Here is a 20,845-nt window from a genome sequence, read left to right on the forward strand (position 1 = left end):
GTTCGCCGTACCGCTAGGAGTGCGAACGCAGCAGCGTGCGCATCGTCCGCATCGCCACCGACAGGTTGGCGAGGTCGAACGCGTCGGAGCCCTGGATCTCCTCCAGGGTCGTCCGCGCCCGGCCCAGCAGCGCCGCGTTCTTCTGCTCCCACACCTTGAAACGCTGCTCCGGCGTGGAGGTGCCGTTGCCCGCCGAGAGGACCTCGGCCGTGAGGGAGGCGTGGGCCGCGTACAGGTCCTCGCGGATCGCCGCGCGGGCCATGGACTGCCAGCGGTCCGCGCGCGGCAGCTCGATGATGCGGTCCATGAGCTGGGTGATGCGCAGCCGGTCGGCGAGGTCGTAGTACACCTCGGCGACCTCCATCGGCGTACGGCCGACCCGGTCGGCGACCGCGACGATGTCGAGCGTCGGGAAGGCCGAGGAGAAGCCCGCGACGCGCGTGGCCAGCTCCTCCGGGACTCCGCCGCCGGTCAGCTCGTCGTAGATCTTCTGGTACCACTCCAGGTCGGCGCCGCGCAGCAACTTGGGCAGCTCGCCCCAGACCAGGTGCACGCCCTCGGAGAAGAACGCGATGGTCCCGCTGAGCTCCAGCGGCTGCGGCCGGTTGTTGAGCAGCCAGCGCGTGCCGCGCTCGACGAGACGGCGGGAGTGCAGCCGGATCCGGGTCTGGACGGCCGCGTCGACCTTGTTGTCCAGGCCCTCGACCGCGTCCCACACCGCACCCGACCCGAAGATCGCGCGGGAGGCGGTCTGCGCCCGGACGATCTCCTCGAGCGAGGCCCCGGTCTCCTCGCGCAGCCGGTGCAGGAAGCTCGTACCGCCCGTGTTGACCGTGTCGTTGACCAGCAGGGTCGTGACGATCTCACGGCTCAGCGGGTGGCTGTCGATGTGCTCGCGGAACTGCTCGCGCAGCGCGGTCGGGAAGTACTCGTGCAGCAGTTTGCGCAGGTAGGGGTCGTCCGGGAGGGAGGTGTGCAGCAGCTCCTCGGCGACGGTGATCTTCGTGTAGGCGAGGAGGACGGCCGTCTCGGGACCGGTCAGGCCGTGCCCGGTGTTCAGGCGCTCGCGGATCTGCCGGTCGGTGGGCAGGAATTCGAGCGCCCGGTCGAGGTGGCCCTCGCGCACCAGGTGGCGCATGAAGCGCTGCTGGGCGTGGAGCATGTCCGAGGACTGGGCGAGGGCGTTGGCGATCGCCGTGTTCTGCGCGTAGTTGTTGCGCAGAACCAGCCGGCCGACCTCGTCGGTCATCTCGGCGAGCAGCTTGTTGCGCTGTTTGACGGTCATGTCGCCGTCGGTGACCAGGCCGTTGAGCAGGATCTTGATGTTCACCTCGTGGTCGGAGGTGTCCACGCCCGCGCTGTTGTCGATGGCGTCGGTGTTGACCCGCCCGCCCTTCTGCGCGAACTCGATCCGGCCCAGCTGGGTCAGCCCGAGGTTGCCGCCCTCGCCGACGACCTGGACGCGCAGATCGGCGCCGTCGACCCGGATCGCGTCGTTGGCCTTGTCGCCGACGTCGGCGTGCGACTCGGTCGACGCCTTCACGTAGGTGCCGATGCCGCCGTTCCACAGCAGGTCGACCGGCGCCTTGAGGATCGCCTTCATCAGGTCGGCCGGGGTCATCTTGGCGATCTTGTCCTCGATGCCGAGGACGTCCCTGATGTGGGCGTTGATCGGGATCGCCTTGGCGGTGCGCGGGAAGACGCCGCCGCCGGTGGAGATCAGATCGGTGTCGTAGTCGGCCCAGCTGGAGCGGGGCAGCTCGAAGACGCGCCGGCGCTCGGCGTAGGAGGTGGCCGCGTCGGGGCTGGGGTCGATGAAGATGTGCCGGTGGTCGAAGGCGGCGACCAGCCGGATGTGCTCGCTGAGCAGCATGCCGTTGCCGAACACGTCACCGGACATGTCACCGATGCCGACGACCGTGAAGTCCTCGGCCTGCGTGTTCACCCCCAGCTCCCGGAAGTGCCGCTTGACGGACTCCCAGGCGCCGCGCGCGGTGATGCCCATGCCCTTGTGGTCGTAGCCGGCCGAGCCGCCGGAGGCGAAGGCGTCCCCGAGCCAGAAGTTGTAGCTCTCGGCGACCTCGTTGGCGATGTCGGAGAAGGTCGCGGTGCCCTTGTCCGCGGCGACGACGAGATAGGTGTCGTCCTCGTCGTGCCGGACGACGTCCGCCGGCGGGACGACCTCGCCCGCGACCATGTTGTCGGTGATGTCGAGCAGCGCGGAGATGAAGGTCTTGTAGCTGCGGATGCCCTCGGCGAGCCAGGCGTCCCGGTCCACGGACGGGTCGGGCAGCTGCTTGGCGACGAAGCCGCCCTTGGCGCCGACGGGCACGATGACGGTGTTCTTCACCATCTGCGCCTTGACCAGGCCGAGGATCTCGGTCCGGAAGTCCTCCCGCCGGTCCGACCAGCGCAGACCACCGCGGGCGACCTTCCCGAACCTGAGGTGCACGCCCTCGACGCGCGGCGAGTACACCCAGATCTCGAACGCCGGGCGCGGCGCCGGGAGATCCGGGATCGCCTGCGGGTCGAACTTCATGGAGACGTAGTCGTGCGGCTTGCCGCCGGCGGCCTCCTGGAAGAAGTTCGTCCGCAGCGTCGCCTTGATGACGGTGAGGAAGGACCGCAGGATGCGGTCCTCGTCGAGGCTGGCGACCTGGTCGAGCGCGGCGTCGACCTCTTCGAGGAGCGCGTCGACGATCTCCCGCCCGGCCCGCTGCCGGTCCGGCGACATCCGCGCCTCGAACAGCGACACGAGCAACCGGGTGGTGTGGACGTTGTTGCGGAGGGTGTCCTCCATGTAGTCCTGGCTGAAGGTGGACCCGGCCTGCCGCAGGTACTTGGCGTACGCGCGCAGCACCATGGCCTGCCGCCAGGTGAGCCCGGCGCTCAGCACGAGCGCGTTGAACCCGTCGTTCTCGGCCTGCCCGGTCCAGGTGGCGGCGAAGGCCTCCTGCACCCGCTCCCGGGCGTCGTCCCCGGCGTAGTCCACGCTCCCGGCCTGCGCCCTCGGCATGCGCAGCCCGAAGTCGTAGATCCACGCGGTCGTCCGGTCCGAGCAGCGCAGCTCGTACGGCCGTTCGTCGATGACCTCGACGCCGATGCGGTTGAGGACGGGCAGCACCGCGGAGAGCGAGACCGAGCCGCCCTTGCGGTAGATCTTGAAGCGGCGCTCGTCGGGCGCGGCGCCCACCGGCTCGTACAGGCTGAGCTCGAAGTCCTCGTCCTGGTCGAGCGCTTCGAGGCGGCAGAGGTCCGCGACGGCGGAGCGGGGGTTGTGGTCGGCCTTGTACCCCTCGGGGATGGCGTTCGCGTACTTGCGCAGCATCTCGGCGGCGCGTTCCTCGCCGACCTCGGCGTTGAGCGCCTCGGCGAACCCGTCGGACCAGGAGCGGGCGGCCTCGACGAGCTTGGCCTCAAGGCGGTCCTTGTCGGCGTCGCTGAGGTGCGGCAGTTCGGTGCCGGGCTGGACGCGGACCACGAAGTGCAACCGGGAGAGGATCGATTCGGTGTTCCAGGCGGTGAAGTCGACGCTGATGCCGCCCAGTTCCTCCTTCAGGATGTCGATGATCCTGAGGCGTACGCCGGTGGTGTAGCGGTCGCGCGGGAGGTAGACGAGGGCGGAGTAGTAGCGCCCGTACTCGTCCTGGCGCAGGTAGAGCCGCAGCCGTCGGCGCTCCTGGAGGTAGAGCACGGAGGTGACGATGGACCGCAGTTCGTCGGCCGGGGTCTGGAACAGCTCGTCGCGCGGGTAGGTCTCCAGGATCTGGAGCAGGTCGCGTCCGTCGTGGCTGTTGGGCGAGAACCCGGCGCCGACGAGGACCTCGTCGACCTTGCGGCGGATGACGGGCACCCGGCGCACGGACTCGGTGTAGGCGGCGGAGGAGAACAGTCCGAGGAAGCGCCGCTCGCCGATCACGTTCCCCTCGGCGTCGAACTTCTTCACGCCCACGTAGTCGAGGTAGGACGGCCGGTGGACGGTGGCCCGGCTGTTGGCCTTCGTCAGGACGAGGATCTTGTGCTCACGGGCCTTGGCGCGGGCGTCGGCGGGCAACCGCTCGAAGGAGGAGCTGACGGGGTGCTGGTCCTCCCCTGCGTGGTGCGGGTCGGAGCGCAGGATGCCGAGGCCGGTGCCGGCGACGGCGGCGAGCGAGTCGTCCTCGCGCAGCTCGTACTCACGGTAGCCGAGGAAGGTGAAGTGGTCGTCGGCGAGCCAGCGCAGCAGCTCGCGGGCCTCCTCCACCTCCTCTCCGCGCAGGTCGTCGGCGGTGTGCTCGGCGGGCAGCCCGTCGGCGATCCGGACCGCCGCGTCCCGCATCTTCTCCCAGTCCTCGACGGCCTCGCGGACGTCGGACAGGACGCGCAGCAGATCGTTGTTGATCTGCTTGAGGTCCGCCCGGTCGGTCTCGCGGTCGATCTCGACGTGGATCCAGGACTCGATGTGCGCGTCGTGCGGCAGCGTCTCCCCGGCGGCCACGGCGGCGGACGCGGCGGCGACGGCGGCGGGGTCGACGATCAACTCGACGAGCTTGCCGGTGACGTCCCGCCGGACGACGACCTGGGGGTGGATGACGACGTGGATCCCGCGTCCCTGCCGGGACAGCTCATTGGTCACGGAATCGACGAGAAAGGGCATGTCGTCGGTGACCACCTCGACGACGGAGTGGCTGCACGTCCAGCCGTTCTCCTCGACGGTCGGGGTGTGGACCCGCACGTTGGCCGTGCCCTGGGGGCGGTTCTCGGCCAGTCGGTAGTGGGAGTGGGCGGCTCCGAAGACGTCGACCGGGTCACGGCCGCTCAGGTCCTCCGGGGCGGTGTGCAGGTAGTAGCGCTGGAGGAACGCGAGCACGGTCTCCTGGTCCGGGATGTCGGACGTACTCTCGCTCGTCGTCCCAGTCGGTAGATACCCCCCGACCGGGCTGTTCTCAGCTACCCGGGCGGCCCGTTCGAGCAGCTCGGCCTTGGCTTCGTCCAGCTTGGTCTGCATTGTCCTCTGGCTCCTGTCGCGCGCCGTTGCGTGACGTAGAAGGAAGTACGAAGTCGTCCCCTCCGACGCGCCACCACGACACGGGGTGTCCGGTCTGCTTCGACGCTATGCCGCAGGGTGAGACGAGCGGGGGGTAATCAGCCATTCTCGGTACCCGGCAGGGGTGTGACGCTGCTCTCGGCGCCGTCCGGCCAGTGGGGGTACCCGGCGTCCCGGGAGCCCTGGTGGCTCCCTCCCGCCCGCGAGGACCAGCGACTGCCGCCCGGACACGGATGTCTTCCGTGCTCACCGGGCGCAGGGCAGGGACGACGACGTCCCCGCGAGCTATCGCGCTGATCACGCCACAAGGCTATCCCTCCGGACGGGGGGCACGTCATGAGCCGTATGTGTACAAAACCGGGGGTCGAACTTTGACGTTCTGCACAGTACCCATCGCGCACTTTTGAGCTTACCTCCGCGCAACCGAGCTTATACGCGCTTTCGCCGCGCCCCGCATCAGCACACCCCCTTGGCAAACCTCCACCCCGGATGCACGTTGCCCAGGAAGCCATAGCCTGACGAAGGAAGCCCTGCGGCACCGAGGGGAGCCCCACCATGACGGCCAAGATCCTGATCGTGACCGGCGACGCGGCGGAGTCGCTGGAGGTCCTCTACCCCTACCAGCGCCTCCGCGAGGAGGGGTACGAGGTCGACATCGCCGCCCCCAGCCGCAAGACGCTCCGCTTCGTCGTCCACGACTTCGAACCGGGCTACGACACCTACACCGAGAAGCCCGGCTACACCTGGCCCGCCGACCTGGCCTTCTCCGAGGTCGACCCCGGTCAGTACGTCGCCGTCGTCGTCCCCGGCGGCCGGGCCCCGGAGTACCTCCGCAACGACCCCGAGCTGCGCAAGATCCTCAAGTCGTTCTTCGACACCGACAAGCCGGTCGCCCAGATCTGCCACGGCCCGCTGCTGACCGCCGCCGTGGACGCGCTGTCCGGACGCCGCGTCACCGCGTACCCCGCTCTCGAACTGGACATGCAGGCCGCCGGCGCGACCTTCCAGGACGCCGAGACCGTCGTCGACGGCACCCTCGTCTCCGCCCGCGCCTGGCCGGACCACTCCGCCTGGATGCGGGAGTTCCTCACGGTGCTGCGGGCGAAGGCGCCGGTGACGTAGCGGCGGGCGGCACAGGTCGACGGGGTCAGGCGGCGAGCCGCTCGGCCTCGGCGACGGCCTCCTCCAGGGTGTCCACGACCGGTGCGCCGACCCCCTCCAGGCTGGCGCGGCTGTGGGACCCGCCGGTGTAGAGCACGGCCTGCGCGCCGACGTACCGGGCGGCGACCGCGTCGTCGGCGGCGTCCCCGATCACCACGGTCCGTCTCGGCTCCACCCCCACGAGTCGGCGCAGATGCCGCACCATGTGCTCGGCCTTGCTGCCGCCGGAGGGCCCGGTGCGCCCGTCGACCCGCACGAAATGGGGCTCGATCCCGAAGCCGCGCACCAGCGGGACCAGCTCCTCGTGCGCGTACATGCTGAGGATCGACTGACTGCGCCCGGCCGAACCCCAGTCCGTCAGCAGCCCCGGCACGCCCGCGGTCAGCGCACAGGCGACCCGGTGCTCGGCGTAGTACCGATGGAAGACCACGTCCATGGCCTCCCACTCCTCGTCCGTGGGCAGCCGCCCTATCAACCGCTCGTAGAACTTCGGCACGGGCACGCAATACAGCTCCCGGTACCGCTCCAGCGTGATCGGCTCGATCCCCAACTCCGCGAACGCCGCGTTCGTCGCCCCGATGATCGCCTCGTTGTCATGGAACAGGGTCCCATTCCAGTCCCAGACGATATGCGCCCCGACTCCGTTCATCCCCATACCAAAAAACTACCCCCCACCACCGACAACCCAGTCCTGCGCGCACTCCCGGCGTCACCCCACTCTGCGGACGGCCCCGGCCCTCCCCCCTGCGGGCAATCGTGCCGCTGGGGCGATGGGGGCACCTCCCGCTCGAGCGAAGCCGAGAGTGGGGGAGGGTGGGCGCAGGCGGCACCTCGTAACCGCCGAGCAGCGGAACCCAGCCCCGCCCCACCCCAGCGGAGGGCACCGCACACCAACCCCGGCCAGAGGCTCACCGCACCCCGACCAGCTCAGTCCCCGAGCCCCACCAGGTTCGGAATCTCCTGCGTCGCATACCAGAGCAGCTCATGATCATCCGCCCCGTCCACGATGAACTGCGCGTCATCGTCTCCCAGATCCGCCGCCCCCAACGCATCCGCCGCCTCCCCCACCTCCCCCTCGGCCTCCACCGAGTCGACATGCACAGCCGCGGCCTTGCTCAGCGGCACGGGCCCAGCCACCCGCACCTCCCCGAGCGCCACCGGATCGAGCCCCCGGTCGGGATCGGCCACCGCGTCCCGGTCGGCCACGTCCACGGCCACCACGACCCGCCGCCGAGCCGCCCCCGGATCCACGGCCACCAGCCGCAACGACGCGAGCGCCGCCCGGTTCAGCGCCGCGTACTCCAACTCCTCGATGTCGTCGGACAGATACCACTCCCGCAGAGCGGGCGTGACGGCGTACGCGACGAACGCCCCTTCCCCCAGCTCACCCGTCTTGTACGCCTCGGCGAGCCCGGGAAGGGTCAGGGGGACGTAGACGCGCATGGCAGTCCGCTTTCGTAGTCGTGTTCTCGGGTTCACGTCGGAGCACCTCGACCCGTGCCGACGGTCCCCGCGAAGCCTCCAAAGGACCTTCAGGATACGTGCGGGCGTCCCCTTTCGAGCCCCCGCCCAAGCCCCCGCACGCGTCCACCCCGAGCCCGCCACCTCACCCGGTACAGCCCCGACCCGCCGGGCCCGACACCCCTCCCCGTCACCCTGATAGGTGAAAATCTCGCGGCCCCCGCCGCCCCCTCGCGCTCCCTTGCGAGCGCCCCCGCCGTCCTCGTACAAGATCCCCAACGCCAAGTTACCGACTGGTACCCGCGGCCTCACCGACGAACGGGGATCCCCGATGAACAAGGTCATGACCAGGACCAAGCGCCACCCCGGCACCCGCCCGCCCGTCCGCCACGACCCCCGCCGCCCCGGCCGCACCCCGGCCCGCACGACCCCGGGAAGCGGCCGCCTCACCGCACCCCAGCGCCCGGCGCCCACGCCGGCCCCGCCCCCGTCCCTCACCGAGCCCCTCCCCCCGTCCCCACCCCGCCCCACCGACCGCTTCGCCGAGCTCCTCCTCGCCGTACTCAGCGGCCGCCGCCCGGTCCACAGCATGCTGCGGCACACCGCGGGAAGGGCCTACGACGAACTGGCCTGGCTCGCCGAACGCGGCCCCCTGCGCTGCCCCCACGGCCCTCACCCCGTCATCCGGGACATCGGCTACTACGTGGCGGCCCGGGGCGCCCTGGAGGTCTTCGCCCGTATCGGCGCGGGCGACCGCATCAGCGCCATGGCCTTCCGCCTGGAACACGGCCCCGACCACCGTTGGCGCTGCACAGCGGTGGAACTCGGCGGCCCGAAGTTCCCCCACCCGGACGACGACTGAGCCCGGCCCCCACGACCGCCCCCAGCCCGAGACACACGAAGGGCCAGGCACCCGAAGATGCCCGGCCCTTCACGACGTCACGACCTCACGGCCTCACGCCCCGCTGCTCAACACGCCCCACAAGGAACGCCCGCGCAGCCCGCGCCCACCCCTCCCGGAGCGGACGCGACCCCTCACTTCTTGCGGCGGCGGCTCGTCTTCCCCTGCTGCTTGCGGCGCTCCGCGCGGGTGAGGCCGTCGGCCTCGGAGCGGATCGGCTCGTCCTCGGGCAGGTCGCCCTCGACGATGCCGCCCTCGCCGTCCACGGTGGGCGCGGAGAAGTGCAGGCGGTCACGCCGCTGCGGGGCCTCCAGACCCTTCGCGCGGATCTCCGGCCGCGACGCACCCGCCTGCGCCGGCACCGCGTCGGTCTTGTCCAGGGACGGCTTCGCGTCCTCGACCGGAACCTCCTCGACCTGCTGCTCGACCTGGACCTCCAGGTTGAACAAATAGCCGACGGACTCCTCCTTGATGCCCTCCATCATGGCGGTGAACATGTCGAAGCCCTCGCGCTGGTACTCGACCAGCGGGTCCTTCTGGGCCATCGCGCGCAGGCCGATGCCCTCCTGGAGGTAGTCCATCTCGTAGAGGTGCTCACGCCACTTGCGGTCCAGCACCGACAGCACCACCCGGCGCTCCAGCTCACGCATGATCTCGGAGCCGAGCTGCGCCTCACGGGCCTGGTACTGCTCGGTGATGTCGTCCTTGATGGACTCGGCGATGAACTCGGCGGTCAGCCCGGCCCGGTCCCCGGCGGCCTCCTCCAGCTCCTCGACGGTGACCTTCACCGGGTAGAGCTGCTTGAAGGCGCCCCACAGCCGGTCGAGGTCCCACTCCTCGGCGAAGCCCTCGGCCGTCTCGGCCTGGATGTAGGCGTCGATGGTGTCGTCCATGAAGTGCTGGATCTGCTCCTGCAGGTCCTCGCCCTCCAGGACGCGGCGACGCTCGCCGTAGATGACCTCGCGCTGCCGGTTGAGGACCTCGTCGTACTTGAGGACGTTCTTCCGGGTCTCGAAGTTCTGCTGCTCGACCTGCGACTGGGCGGAGGCGATCGCGCGGGTGACCATCTTGTTCTCGATCGGTACGTCGTCCGGCACGTTCGCCATGGACATCACGCGCTCGACCATCTGCGCCTTGAACAGACGCATCAGGTCGTCGCCGAGCGACAGGTAGAAGCGGGACTCGCCCGGGTCGCCCTGACGACCGGAACGACCGCGCAGCTGGTTGTCGATACGGCGGGACTCGTGCCGCTCGGTGCCCAGGACGTACAGACCGCCGAGGGACTCGACCTCGTCCTTCTCGGCCTTCACCGCCTCCTCGGCCTTCGCGAGCGCCTCGGGCAGGGCGTGCGCCCACTCCTCGATGTGCTCCTCGGGGTCGAGGCCGCGCTGCCGAAGCTCCGCCTCGGCGAGGTCCTCGGGGTTGCCGCCGAGCTTGATGTCCGTACCACGTCCGGCCATGTTCGTCGCGACGGTCACGGCGCCCTTGCGGCCGGCCTGGGCGACGATCGTCGCCTCCCGGTCGTGCTGCTTGGCGTTGAGCACCTCGTGCTGCACACCGCGCTTGCTCAGCTGCTGCGACAGGTACTCGGACTTCTCGACCGACGTCGTACCGACGAGGATCGGCTGGCCCTTCTCGTGCTTCTCGACGATGTCGTCGACGACCGCCTCGAACTTCGCGACCTCGGTGCGGTAGATCAGGTCGGACTGGTCCTTGCGGACCATCGGCCGGTTCGTCGGGATCGGCACCACGCCGAGCTTGTAGATCTGGTGGAACTCGGCGGCCTCGGTCATCGCCGTACCGGTCATGCCGCAGAGGCCGGGCTGTTCCTTGCCGTTGTGGTCGTGGCGCTTGTAGAGGCGGAAGAAGTTCTGCAGGGTGATCGTGGCGAGCGTCTGGTTCTCGTCCTTGATGTCCACCCCTTCCTTCGCCTCGATCGCCTGGTGCATGCCCTCGTTGTAGCGGCGGCCGGCGAGGATACGGCCGGTGTGCTCGTCGACGATCATGACTTCGCCGTCCATGACGACGTAGTCCTTGTCCTTCTTGAAGAGCTCCTTGGCCTTGATGGCGTTGTTCAGGTAACCCACCAGCGGGGTGTTCACCGACTCGTAGAGGTTGTCAATGCCCAGCCAGTCCTCGACCTTGGAGACACCGGACTCGTGGATGGCGACGGTGCGCTTCTTCTCGTCGACCTCGTAGTCGCCGGTCTCCTCGATGCCCTTGAGGGGCTGGCCGGGCTCGCCCTTCTTCAGGCGCGTGACCAGCTTGGCGAAGTCGCCGTACCACTTGGTGGCCTGGTCGGCCGGGCCGGAGATGATCAGCGGCGTACGGGCCTCGTCGACGAGGATGGAGTCGACCTCGTCGACGATCGCGAAGTTGTGGCCGCGCTGGACGAGCTCGTCCTTGGACCACGCCATGTTGTCGCGGAGGTAGTCGAAGCCGAACTCGTTGTTCGTGCCGTAGGTGATGTCGCAGTTGTACTGCTCGCGGCGCTGGGCCGGCGTCATGTTGGCGAGGATGCAGCCGACGCTCAGACCCAGGAACTTGTGGACGCGGCCCATCATCTCGGAGTCGCGCTCGGCCAGGTAGTCGTTGACCGTGATCAGGTGCACGCCCTTGCCGGCCAGCGCGTTCAGATACGCGGGCAGGGTGCCGACGAGGGTCTTGCCCTCACCGGTCTTCATCTCGGCGACATAGCCGAGGTGGAGGGCGGCACCGCCCATGATCTGCACGTCGTAGTGGCGCTGGCCGAGAGCGCGCTTGGCGCCCTCACGGACGGTGGCGAACGCCTCGGGGAGCAGGTCGTCGAGGGTCTCACCGTCGGCGTACCGCTGCTTGTACTCCTCGGTGAGGGCGCGCAGCTCGGCGTCGGAGAGGTCGACGAAGTCCTCTTCGATGGAGTTGACCTGGTCCGCGATGCGGTGCAGCTTGCGCAGGATTTTGCCTTCGCCTGCACGCATGATCTTCGAGAGGACGGACACGGGGGCTTGTCTCCTTGCCGGTCGGGCCTGGGACGGTCGGTTTCAATGACAGTTGGCAGTTTTCAATCACAGCTTGAGCAACGGCCATCGTAAGCGAGGACCCCGCTGTGCCGGGAGGTCTGGCAGTGACAGCTACCAGGACAACGGGCGGGCGTCGCGGATGGTGCCGCGTTCCACCAACGAAATGCGCGAATTGTGACCGCCTCTTCACGCCCCGTGCCGCTCCCCCCTGCGTCCACGGACCAACGGAACAGCCGCATAAGGCGTGGCGCCCTTCCGCTCCGCCGAGCAGAATCGCCCGATGGACCCCGTCACCCTGACCACCGAGCGCCTGCTGCTGCGCACCGTGGACCGGCGCGACACCGACGCGGTGTACGCCGCCGCGCAGGACCCGGACATCCAGCGCTGGACCACGATCCCCTCCCCCTATTCGCGTGCGCACGCGGAGGGTTTCGTCGAACACGCCGTCCCCGAGGGCTGGGCCACCGGCACGATGTTCACCTTCGGCCTCTTCCCCGCCTCGGGTGAACTGGCGGGCATGCTCGGCATCACCATGCGCGCCCTCGGCACTGGCGAGATCGGCTTCTGGGCCACCAAGGAACACCGGCGCCGCGGTTACATCACGGAGGCCACCCGCGCCGCCGCCCACTGGTCGTTCACGGTCCTCACCCTCGACCGCCTCGAATGGCGCGCCGAAGTGGGCAACACCGCCTCCCGCGCGGTCGCCGAACACACCGGCTTCACCCTCGAAGGCACCCTCCGCTCCGCCCTCGACAACAACGGAGTCCGCCGCGACTGCTGGATAGCCTCCCTACTCCCCTCAGACCTGAACCTCCCGTCCACGGCCCCGTACCTCCCATCCCGCCCCTGACCACAAGCCCTCACGCCCGGCCGCTCGCACCGCCCCTCCCCCCTCACGCCCGCTACCTTCCCCTGCCCTCCTGCCCTCCTGCGGGCAGTCGTGCCGCTGGGGCGGCACGGGTGGGCGCAGGCGGCACCCGGCAAGCGCCGGTGAGCGAAACCCACCCCCGCCCAGCCCCACTCCCGGGCACCCCACCCCCGAGGCCCCGCTCCCCCCGGCGCCCCGTTTCCCCAGCTCAGCACACCCTGTCAGTCCCCTCCCCTACCCTGCGGAGCATGACCTCCCTCCCGCGCCCCACCGCAGAACTCACCGCAGACGAGGCCCGCCGCATCGCCCTGCGGGCACAGGGCTTCCTCGGCGCCCCGGACCGCAGAGCCGGCGTCCGTGGCGTCCTGCGACACCTGGGCGCGGTCCAACTCGACACCATCTCGGTCCTGGCCCGCTCCCACGAACTCATCCCGTACGCCCGCCTCGGCGCGGTAGGCCGCAGGACGGTCGACAAGGCCTACTGGACGGACACGCACGCCTTCGAGTACTGGTCCCACGCCGCCTGCATCCTCCCCATCGAGGAGTGGCCCCACTTCGCCTTCCGCCGCCGCGCCTACCGCGCCCGCCCCCAATGGGGCCACCAACTCCCGGACGGCGCCTACGACCGCGTCGTCAAACAGCTCCGCGCCGAGGGCCCCCTGACCGCCACGGAGCTGGGCGGAGCCAAACGCACCAGCGAGTGGTGGGACTGGTCCGGCGAGAAGGTCGCCGTCGAACGCGCCCTGATGTACGGCGAGGTGGTCTGCGTGGAACGCCGCGGCTGGAAGCGGGTGTACGACCTCGCCGAGCGCGCGATCCCCGCCGACCTCCTCCACGACGAGCTGGACGACACGGAGTGCGTACGCCGCCTGGTCCGGCTGGCCGGCGAGGCCCTCGGCGTCGGCACCCGCGCGGACATCGCCGACTACCACCGCCTCAAGGGCGAACAGTTCGACGCGGTGGTCGCCGACTCGGGCCTGGTCCCGGTGACGGTGCAGGGCTGGGCGAAGCCCGCCTGGGCCGACCCCGCGGCCCTGGCCACACCCCCGCGCGGCCGCCACCGCACCACGCTGCTGTCCCCGTTCGACTCCCTCGTCTGGGAACGGGCCCGCACGGAACGGATCTTCGGCTTCACCCACCGCCTGGAGGCCTACGTCCCCAAACAGAAGCGCGTCCACGGCTACTTCGCGATGCCGGTCCTGTCCGGCGGCCATCTGGTGGGCCGCGTCGACCCCGCCCGCGACGGCCGCACCCTGGTCGCCAAACAGGTCACCCTTGACGGCCCCAAGGTGATCCCGGCGGTCGCCCAGGCCCTCCTGGAGGCAGCGACCTGGGTCGACTGCACCGACGTACGCGTCGAGCGCGTGGACGCCCCGGAACTGCGCGAGCCCCTCCAGCGAGCACTTGCCTAGGGCCTAGCGGATCTCCAGGATCTTCTCCCGCATCGCGTACACCACCGCCTCCATCCTGGAGTGCAGTTGCAGCTTCTCCAGGATGTTGCGCACATGGTTCTTCACGGTGTTCTCGGAGATGAACAGCTCCTTGGCGATGTCCCGGTTGTTCATCCCGGTGGCCACGAGCTTGAGCACTTCCAGTTCCCGGTCGGTCAGCCGCGGCGCAGGCACCAGGCGCCGCTCGTCGGTCCGCTGGATCATGGACTTGAACTCGGTGAGCAGCTTCGACGCCATCGAGGGACTGATCTGGGACTGCCCGTCGGCCACCGCGCGAATCGCCGTCGCCACCTCGTCCGTGGAGATCTCCTTGAGGAGATAGCCGGTGGCCCCCGCCTTGATCGCGTCGTAGAGGTCGGCCTCCTCGTCGCTGATCGTCAGCATGATGATCTTCGCGCTGGGGGCCACCTCCTTGATGGAGGTGCAGGCCTCGATACCGCCGCGCTTGGGCATCCGTACGTCCATCAGCACGATGTCGGGCAGCAGATCCGCGGCCTTGTCGACCGCCTCCGCCCCGTCACCGGCCTCGCCGACGACCTGGATGTCCTCCTCGGCGGCGAGGACGATCTCCAGACCGCGGCGGAAGAGCGCGTGGTCGTCCACCACGAGGACACGGATCGGTTCCTTGCGCGGGGAGCCCGCGGCGGATCCCATGCCGACGGAGCCGTCGTCGGCATCCTCGTCACGCATCGGTCCGAAACTGCTGTCCGCCATCGTTCCTCCCCCTGAAGGCCGTGGCCTGTGTTTCTGTGCCATCGCCAACCCAAGGCAACGGCCCGCCGGTTGGGGCCGGTTCGGCCATGATTTCATGCCCCGCCGTCACCGCGGTGACAGAGCGGGCCACGAGGGGTCGCACACCGGTGCCCCTGGGGGCGCACACGCGCTCCAGGGGCACCGGCTCAACTGTCACCCGGCGCGGTCAGCCGCCGAGCGCGCCGCCCGGGGCGTCCGCATGCGCCTGGGCGACCATCGGGTCCGTGCTGAGGTGGATGACGCCGTAGTCGTAGGCGTGCCGCCGGTAGACGACACTCGGTTCCTTGGTCTCTGAGTCGACGAAGAGGTAGAAGTCGTGTCCGACCAGCTCCATCTCGTAGAGAGCCTGGTCGAGGGTCATCGGGGAAGCGACGTGGGTCTTCTCGCGGACGATGAGGGGGCCTTCACCCTTGACCTCCAGCGAGCCGATCTTCTTGGTGGGCACGCCGTCCGGCTGCTCCTCGTCGGCGACGTATCCGTTGCCGTTGAGGGTCGCCACGCCGGGGACGTGGTCGGCGACCTCCGCGGCCGTGAGCCTGCGCGCGCCTCGGCGCGTGTAACGCTTGTCGTGCTGCTTGCGCAGCCGGGCTTCGAGCTTGTCCGCCGCCAGGTCGAGCGCCGCATACGGATCGCTGGCCGCTGCCTCCGCCCGAATCACCGGTCCGCGGGAGTGGAGCGTGATCTCCACCCGGTCACTGCGGTCGGCCTGTCGGGGGTTGGGCTCCTTGGACACCTCGACGTCGAGGCTGATCACCTTGCCGTCGAGCTTCTGGATCTTCTCCAGCTTCAGCTTCTCGGCCACGTGCTTGCGGAACCGCTCGGGCACCTCGGTCTTGCGGCCCTTGACGACGATGTCCACGCAGAACTCCGTTCCCGGATCGCTCCGCTCCACTGGCGGAGCATCTCCCTTGTGCACCAGGTTCCGGTGACTCCCGGAACCGCGGACTCGGTGACTTCCACCTCCTCCTCCCCCGTGGGCAAGATCTCCACCCCACCGGCGCGGGGTGATTCAGAAAACCCGCAGCGCAGCATTCGGATATGTGGTGAACGGCCGGGGCCATTCCCTCACAACCGAACATATCTCGCTCGGACGGATGTCGTCACCCTCTACCGAGACGTACCTCCGTTCAGGTGAATTGACCCTGTCATTACCTGCAACGATGCAAGTAAGCGGTCAGTTCCGGTTTATTTGGAAAGAGTCGGGAGGCGCGGCGACCACCGCCGCCCGGAGCCCGTCCTCGGCGTCGTCGATGCCGTCCGAGCTCGCCATTCCCGTCACCCCTCGTGTTCGCACCGCCTCTTTTGCCCTCCGTTCCACTCCGTACTCCCCCGGCACCGCCACCGCCGGCCCGTCCCTCGCCACCCGTACCGCCCGCACCGCCCGGGCCGCCTCCGCGAGCGAGGCACCGGTCGTCATCAGGTCGTCCACGAGCACGACCGCGCCGTCGCCCAGCAGCCGGCCACCCCCGGCGGCCACCTCCAGAGCGCCCGCGAGGTTGTCCAGCCGCTGCCGAAGGTCCAGCCCCGACTGGTCGGCCACGGCACGGCGCTGCCGCAGGACCCCGACCACCCGGGCCGGTGTCCCGGTGCGCCGCAGCACCCCAGCCGCCGCGAGCGCGATCCGCCGCGCCGGGTCGTGCCCCCGCGCCCGTACCGCCCGCCGCGCCGACGGCACCGGAACCAGCAGCACCGGCCCTTCGCCGCCACCCGCCCGTACGGCCCCCGCCAAGGCCGTGCCGAGCGGTCCGGCGAGCGCCAGCGCACCCCGTTCCTTGTGCGCGATCAACGTGGCCCGCACCGCGTCCTCGTACGGCGCCGCGGCGTGCACCACGGGAAGTCCGGACGGCTCCGGCTCCGGTCGCACCCGACACGGCGCGGCCCCGGTCAGAGCCGCGCGGCACTCCGGGCAGAGCACCGCGCGAGGCCTCCCGCAGCCTCCGCACTCGGCCGGCAGCACCAGATCCGTGAGGTCCTGCCACCACCCCCGCATGCCCACCACTGTGCCAACGCATGCGGCCCCCTGCCACCCCTGTGGACAACCACCTGTGGACAACTCACCGCAACAGCAACGGGGTTGTCACCCACACGAACGACGGGTGCCCGAAGAAGACCGAACGCCACCCCAAAATGACCGGTAGCCCCAAAAAAAATCGGCGCCAGCCAAACCCGCCCACCCGAGAAGCGGCCCTACACCACACGCCCCCAGGCGGCAGAGGCACAGCAACCCGCAGCCGCCCCAGGCCGCGCGCCCCAAGCCACACGCACCCGGGCCGCGCACTCAAGCCGCACCCACCGCACCCCGCGGCTCATCCCGGATAGACCGGCGCCGACCCTTCCTTGACCACCGTCTGCCACTGCTGCCCCGGCGACAGCCGCACGATCCCGTCGGCCGAGTGCGCGACCAGCGGCTGGCTCTCGTCCTCGGACGCGGCGATCTCCTCCACACCAGTGAGCGCGGAAGGCCCGGAGCCCGGTATCGGGGAGCCGTCCACCCTGACGTACCGCATCTGCTGCACACCACCGGGTTCGCGCCCCACGACCACGAGTTGGCTGTCGCCGGCCCACGACATGGCGGTGACGTCCTCCAGGTCCGGCGTCACGGACCTCAGCTCGACGATCGAGACGGTGGTGCTCTCCGCGTCGGCGTCCCGCTCGATGCGCCCGATGTACAGCGCCCGCTTGCCCTTGCTCTCCAGGATCAGCGCGACCCGCACACCGTCGGCGGCCACCCGCACCGCCTCGATGCGCCCGTCGAGGTTGGGCGTCCGGACCTCCAGCGGCTCACCCATGCCGTCCGCCAGGACCAGCAGCCGGGGCTTGTCCGGATCACGGTCGGCCACCCACAGGTCGCCCCGCCCGTCCCAACTGGGAGTCGTCAGCCGGTCCTTCGCCGTGGCACCGGAGCTGCGCAGCACGGGGTCGCCGAGCGTGCCCCCCGCCGTCAGCGGTGCCACATACAGCTCGCTGCCGTCGGCCGACACACCGGCCGCCCGGTCCTCGCCGCGCGACACGGCGGCGGACCGCAACTGCTTCTCACCCTCCCCGAGCGCCCCGGGAACGGGCGACGGTGTCGTGACCGGATCCCGCTCGGACAGCCGTACGAGCTTGTGCTCGCCGTCGATGAGGTACTCGTACCCCGCGCTCCTGTCGACGCCACGCGAGGTGATCATGCCGTCGGCCTCCGTCTCGCGAAGCACGCACAGCTGGGCGCCGGTGGACCCCTGCAGCTCCACCTCGTCGACGCCCGTGGGCATGTAGTCCTGGAGCGTGAAGAGGAGCTGGGCCGCCATCTCCCTGCATCTGCTGGCCGAGACGCGGTTGGCCTTCTTGTTCAGCGGCACGACCAGCCTGTTCTGGTCGTCGGGCGTCAACGCCTTCGTGCCCTTCAGCAGAGTCGTACCGGACGGGAAACTCGTCCTCGCGACCGGGTTGAGCCAGCTGGTGGGGCCCTTCAGCAGATCCCGGACCACCTGGGTCACCGGGTCGACCTGGCTGCGCACATAGACCGGGTCGGCGACCGTCCCCGGCTCACCGGACTGCGCGGCCGAGGTGAAGTAGTACTTGTTGATGGACTTGTAGTTGCGCTCGAAGTCCGACCTGCCGAGCACCACGCCCTGCGGCAGCTGGTCGATGCGCCACTGCCTGGTCTGCTTCACACGCGTGAGGTGCACGAGCTTGCGGTACTGGCCGCCGGTGGGCGTGTACGCGTGCTGCCCGTCGACCCGGGCGACGTTCCTCCCGGACAGCTCGAACCCGTACTCGTTGGCCTCCGGCCGCTCCCCCGTGACCCGGGTGTACGCGGTGGGCGCCTCGTCGAGGACGGTGGTCGACGCGCCCGGGTCCCAGGTCTTCAGCGCGTCACCGGTGAGGTACCTACGTGCCGTCTCGTAGTTCAGGTCGTCGCTGGTCAGGGCCTCCAGGAAGCCCTGCACGATCTCCTGCGGCTCGGCGTCCTCCGCCGGTGGCAGCGCGAAGACCCGCACCTGGGCGTCCTGCCTCGGCGTGGACTCGACGTCACGCATGTCCCCGCTGTCCGGCATCGAGGCGCACCCCGCCAGCAACACGGCACCGATGCCGACGTACGCCGTCGCCCGCACCGGACGCCCACGGCCGCGTTTCGCGCGGTCAGCGCCCACGGAATGCCTCCCCCTGCTCGTGCTGCCGCTCCGCTTCGCTCCCGGCCGGCGTCTCCTCGGCCGGTCCCTCGCGCCCCTCGCCGTCCTCGGTCCGCCGCGCGGGCACCCCCGGAGAGGCGGTCGCGGACGGTGTGGCGGGCCGGGGCACCACGCGCGCGCCGTTGCCCGGCAGCGCCGTCGGGTCCGCCGTGGGAGCCTGTCCGGCGCCCGGCCGGGGCCCTATGGCCGCCCTCGCGCCACCGTGCTCACCGGCCTGGACCGGCACCGTGGCGAGCTTGCCGCCACCGCCGAGCGGCCGACCGGCGTCGTTGAGTCCCCGGTGGCGCCGGGAGTCCTTCGGTTCCAGCGGTATCGGGGACCCCCGCAGCGGCTCGTCCGCCGTCCTCGGCAGCGTGAGCCGGAACTGTGAGCCACCGCCCGGCTCGCCCCATGCCTGCAGCCAGCCGCCGTGCAACCGGGCGTCCTCCAGGGCGATCGACAGCCCCAGTCCCGTACCGCCGGTGGTACGCGCGCGTGCCGGGTCCGCCCGCCAGAAGCGGCTGAACACCCGCGTCGCCTCGCCCGGCTTGAGTCCCACTCCGTAGTCCCGCACCGCGACCGCCACCGCGCCCCCGGCCGCCGCGAGCTTGACCACGACGTCCTTACCCTCGCCGTGCTCCACGGCGTTGACCACGAGGTTGCGCAGCACCCGCTCCACCCGTCGGGCGTCGGCCTCGGCCACGACCGGCTGCTGGTCCCCCAGCACCCGTATCCGCGTCCCCTTGCGCTCGGCGAGCGGCTCGGCCCCGCTGACGACCTTCCGCACGACCTCACGCAGATCTATCGGCTCGGCCTCCAGGGACGCCGCACCCGCGTCGAACCGGCTGATCTCCAGCAGATCCGCCAGCAGCGACTCGAACCGGTCCAGCTGGTCGGCGAGCAGCTCGGCCGACCGCGCGGTCACGGGATCGAAGTCCACGCGCGCGTCATGGATGACGTCCGCCGCCATCCGTACCGTCGTCAGCGGCGTCCGCAGCTCGTGCGACACGTCGGAGACGAACCGCCGCTGCATCCGCGACAGGTCCTCGAGCTGCTGGATCTTCAACTGAAGGTTCTGCGCCATCTTGTTGAAGGCCTCGCCGAGCCGAGCGATGTCGTCCTCACCGCTGACCTTCATCCGCTCCTGCAGACGCCCCGCGGACAGCCGCTCGGCGATCCCCGCCGCCATCCGCACGGGCGTCACCACCTGCCGCACCACGAGCCAGGCGATGGCGCCGAGCAGCACGACGACGAACAGCCCGGCCGTCGCCAGCGTCCCCTTCACCAGGCTCAAGGACTTCTCCTCCTGCGTGAGCGGGAAGAGGTAGTACAGCTGGTACGGATTGCTGTTGGGGTCGCTGACCTGTTTGCCGATGATCAGCCCCGGCTGGGACTCCCGGCCGTTGTCGTAGTGGATCCGCGTATAGCTCTGCACGGCGCTGGTGCCGTCGTCGACCCGCTCACGCAGCTCCACGGGCACACTGAGGTCCCACTGCACGTCACCCGAGGCACGCGGCCCGAGCCCCCCGGTGCCGCCGTCGGCGGAGGCGGGACTGAGCGTCACGACGTCGAACGCGCCCTGACCGCCACTGGAGAGGGAACTGACCAGGGTGGTCATCCACTCGACGACGTTCTGCACCCGGTCGCCGTTCGGGTCCGTGCTGTCGTTCCCGGCGGCGTTCGCCTCACTGTCCGCCTTCTGCTCGGCGACCGTGAAACCGCCGGTGGCCTGGCTCTGCGAGGCCTTGACCTTGGCGTCCAGCAGACCGTTGCGGACCTGCCCGATGACGACGAAGCCCAGCAGCAGCACGACGCTGAGCGACATCAGCAGGGTCGTCACCACGATCCTGAGCTGGATGTTGCGCCGCCACAGCCGCATCACGGGCAGCAGCGGGCGACGCACCCAGCGCATGAACAGCCTCAGGACCGGGCTGCCCTGGACCCCGCCCTGCAGCAACCCGCCCTCGAGGAGACGCCCCCAACGGGAACCCGACTTCTTCCGGCCGACAGGCCGCTCCGCGCGGGTCCCCGGCTGGCCGGGCGCCGAAGCGGCACTGTCACCGGACAT

13 protein-coding genes are annotated in these 20,845 nt (G+C 70.2%); 4 read left to right on the forward strand and 9 right to left on the reverse strand.

Features of this window, described 5'->3' with window-relative positions; translation table 11 throughout:
• Positions 1-13: 13 nt before the first annotated feature.
• The gene (locus tag L3078_RS18290) at positions 14-4,987 is read right to left on the reverse strand and encodes an NAD-glutamate dehydrogenase (RefSeq protein WP_239754899.1); all 4,974 of its coding nucleotides are present in this window, start codon (positions 4,985-4,987) and stop codon (positions 14-16) included.
• 594 nt (positions 4,988-5,581) lie between these two features.
• Here L3078_RS18290 and L3078_RS18295 point away from each other — a divergent pair.
• Positions 5,582-6,148 (forward strand): DJ-1/PfpI family protein, encoded by a 567-nt coding sequence (locus L3078_RS18295; protein WP_239754901.1) that lies wholly within the window; start codon positions 5,582-5,584, stop codon positions 6,146-6,148.
• 25 nt (positions 6,149-6,173) lie between these two features.
• Here L3078_RS18295 and L3078_RS18300 read toward each other — a convergent pair whose 3' ends face one another.
• Together L3078_RS18300 and L3078_RS18305 are read right to left on the reverse strand one after the other, a co-directional pair.
• Positions 6,174-6,842 carry an HAD family hydrolase gene (locus L3078_RS18300; protein ID WP_239754903.1) on the reverse strand — a complete coding sequence of 223 codons (669 nt, stop codon included), beginning with the start codon at positions 6,840-6,842 and terminating at the stop codon, positions 6,174-6,176.
• A gap of 272 nt (positions 6,843-7,114) precedes the next feature.
• Positions 7,115-7,630 carry a DUF6912 family protein gene (locus L3078_RS18305; protein WP_239754904.1) on the reverse strand — a complete coding sequence of 172 codons (516 nt, stop codon included), beginning with the start codon at positions 7,628-7,630 and terminating at the stop codon, positions 7,115-7,117.
• Positions 7,631-7,979: 349 nt separating this feature from the next.
• Here L3078_RS18305 and L3078_RS18310 point away from each other — a divergent pair, with 349 nt between their 5' ends.
• Positions 7,980-8,510 (forward strand): Rv3235 family protein, encoded by a 531-nt coding sequence (locus L3078_RS18310; protein ID WP_239754905.1) that lies wholly within the window; start codon positions 7,980-7,982, stop codon positions 8,508-8,510.
• Positions 8,511-8,683: 173 nt separating this feature from the next.
• Here the strand turns inward: L3078_RS18310 and secA are convergent, their stop codons facing one another.
• Positions 8,684-11,530 (reverse strand): preprotein translocase subunit SecA, encoded by a 2,847-nt coding sequence (gene secA / locus L3078_RS18315; RefSeq protein WP_239754906.1) that lies wholly within the window; start codon positions 11,528-11,530, stop codon positions 8,684-8,686.
• 301 nt (positions 11,531-11,831) lie between these two features.
• Between secA and L3078_RS18320 the strand changes: the two genes are divergently transcribed.
• A complete protein-coding gene (locus L3078_RS18320; protein WP_239754907.1) occupies positions 11,832-12,401 on the forward strand; it encodes a GNAT family N-acetyltransferase in 570 nt (189 codons plus the stop codon).
• Between the two features lie 266 nt (positions 12,402-12,667).
• Entirely contained in the window at positions 12,668-13,831 is a 1,164-nt protein-coding gene (locus tag L3078_RS18325) for a winged helix-turn-helix domain-containing protein (protein ID WP_239754908.1), read from the forward strand.
• Between the two features lie 3 nt (positions 13,832-13,834).
• On the opposite strand, the gene L3078_RS18330 is transcribed toward L3078_RS18325, so the two are convergent.
• From L3078_RS18330 to mtrB, 5 genes are all read right to left on the reverse strand, one after another.
• Positions 13,835-14,584 (reverse strand): response regulator, encoded by a 750-nt coding sequence (locus L3078_RS18330; RefSeq protein ID WP_239754909.1) that lies wholly within the window; start codon positions 14,582-14,584, stop codon positions 13,835-13,837.
• Positions 14,585-14,789: 205 nt separating this feature from the next.
• Positions 14,790-15,482, reverse strand: a complete 693-nt coding sequence (hpf, locus tag L3078_RS18335; protein WP_391806714.1) for a ribosome hibernation-promoting factor, HPF/YfiA family — start codon at positions 15,480-15,482, stop codon at positions 14,790-14,792.
• Between the two features lie 315 nt (positions 15,483-15,797).
• Positions 15,798-16,613 carry a ComF family protein gene (locus L3078_RS18340; RefSeq protein ID WP_239754917.1) on the reverse strand — a complete coding sequence of 272 codons (816 nt, stop codon included), beginning with the start codon at positions 16,611-16,613 and terminating at the stop codon, positions 15,798-15,800.
• Between the two features lie 316 nt (positions 16,614-16,929).
• The gene (locus L3078_RS18345) at positions 16,930-18,759 is read right to left on the reverse strand and encodes an LpqB family beta-propeller domain-containing protein (RefSeq protein WP_239754918.1); all 1,830 of its coding nucleotides are present in this window, start codon (positions 18,757-18,759) and stop codon (positions 16,930-16,932) included.
• Positions 18,749-20,845, reverse strand: coding sequence for an MtrAB system histidine kinase MtrB (mtrB, locus tag L3078_RS18350; RefSeq protein ID WP_239754919.1), 2,097 nt, complete (start codon positions 20,843-20,845; stop codon positions 18,749-18,751). Before mtrB ends, L3078_RS18345 begins: the two co-directional genes overlap by 11 nt.

It is taken from the genome of Streptomyces deccanensis, from assembly GCF_022385335.1.
Taxonomy (GTDB): Bacteria; Actinomycetota; Actinomycetes; order Streptomycetales; family Streptomycetaceae; genus Streptomyces; species Streptomyces deccanensis.

Bases quoted from the DNA above. Each gene is read 5' to 3' on its own strand.
- L3078_RS18300 (WP_239754903.1), bottom strand. From the start codon at position 6,842: ATGGGGATGAACGGAGTCGGGGCGCATATCGTCTGGGACTGGAATGGG.
- L3078_RS18290 (WP_239754899.1), bottom strand. From the start codon at position 4,987: ATGCAGACCAAGCTGGACGAAGCCAAGGCCGAGCTGCTCGAACGGGCC.
- L3078_RS18305 (WP_239754904.1), bottom strand. From the start codon at position 7,630: ATGCGCGTCTACGTCCCCCTGACCCTTCCCGGGCTCGCCGAGGCGTAC.
- L3078_RS18320 (WP_239754907.1), top strand. From the start codon at position 11,832: ATGGACCCCGTCACCCTGACCACCGAGCGCCTGCTGCTGCGCACCGTG.
- L3078_RS18295 (WP_239754901.1), top strand. From the start codon at position 5,582: ATGACGGCCAAGATCCTGATCGTGACCGGCGACGCGGCGGAGTCGCTG.
- L3078_RS18340 (WP_239754917.1), bottom strand. From the start codon at position 16,613: ATGCGGGGGTGGTGGCAGGACCTCACGGATCTGGTGCTGCCGGCCGAG.
- mtrB (WP_239754919.1), bottom strand. From the start codon at position 20,845: ATGTCCGGTGACAGTGCCGCTTCGGCGCCCGGCCAGCCGGGGACCCGC.
- L3078_RS18310 (WP_239754905.1), top strand. From the start codon at position 7,980: ATGAACAAGGTCATGACCAGGACCAAGCGCCACCCCGGCACCCGCCCG.
- L3078_RS18330 (WP_239754909.1), bottom strand. From the start codon at position 14,584: ATGGCGGACAGCAGTTTCGGACCGATGCGTGACGAGGATGCCGACGAC.
- L3078_RS18325 (WP_239754908.1), top strand. From the start codon at position 12,668: ATGACCTCCCTCCCGCGCCCCACCGCAGAACTCACCGCAGACGAGGCC.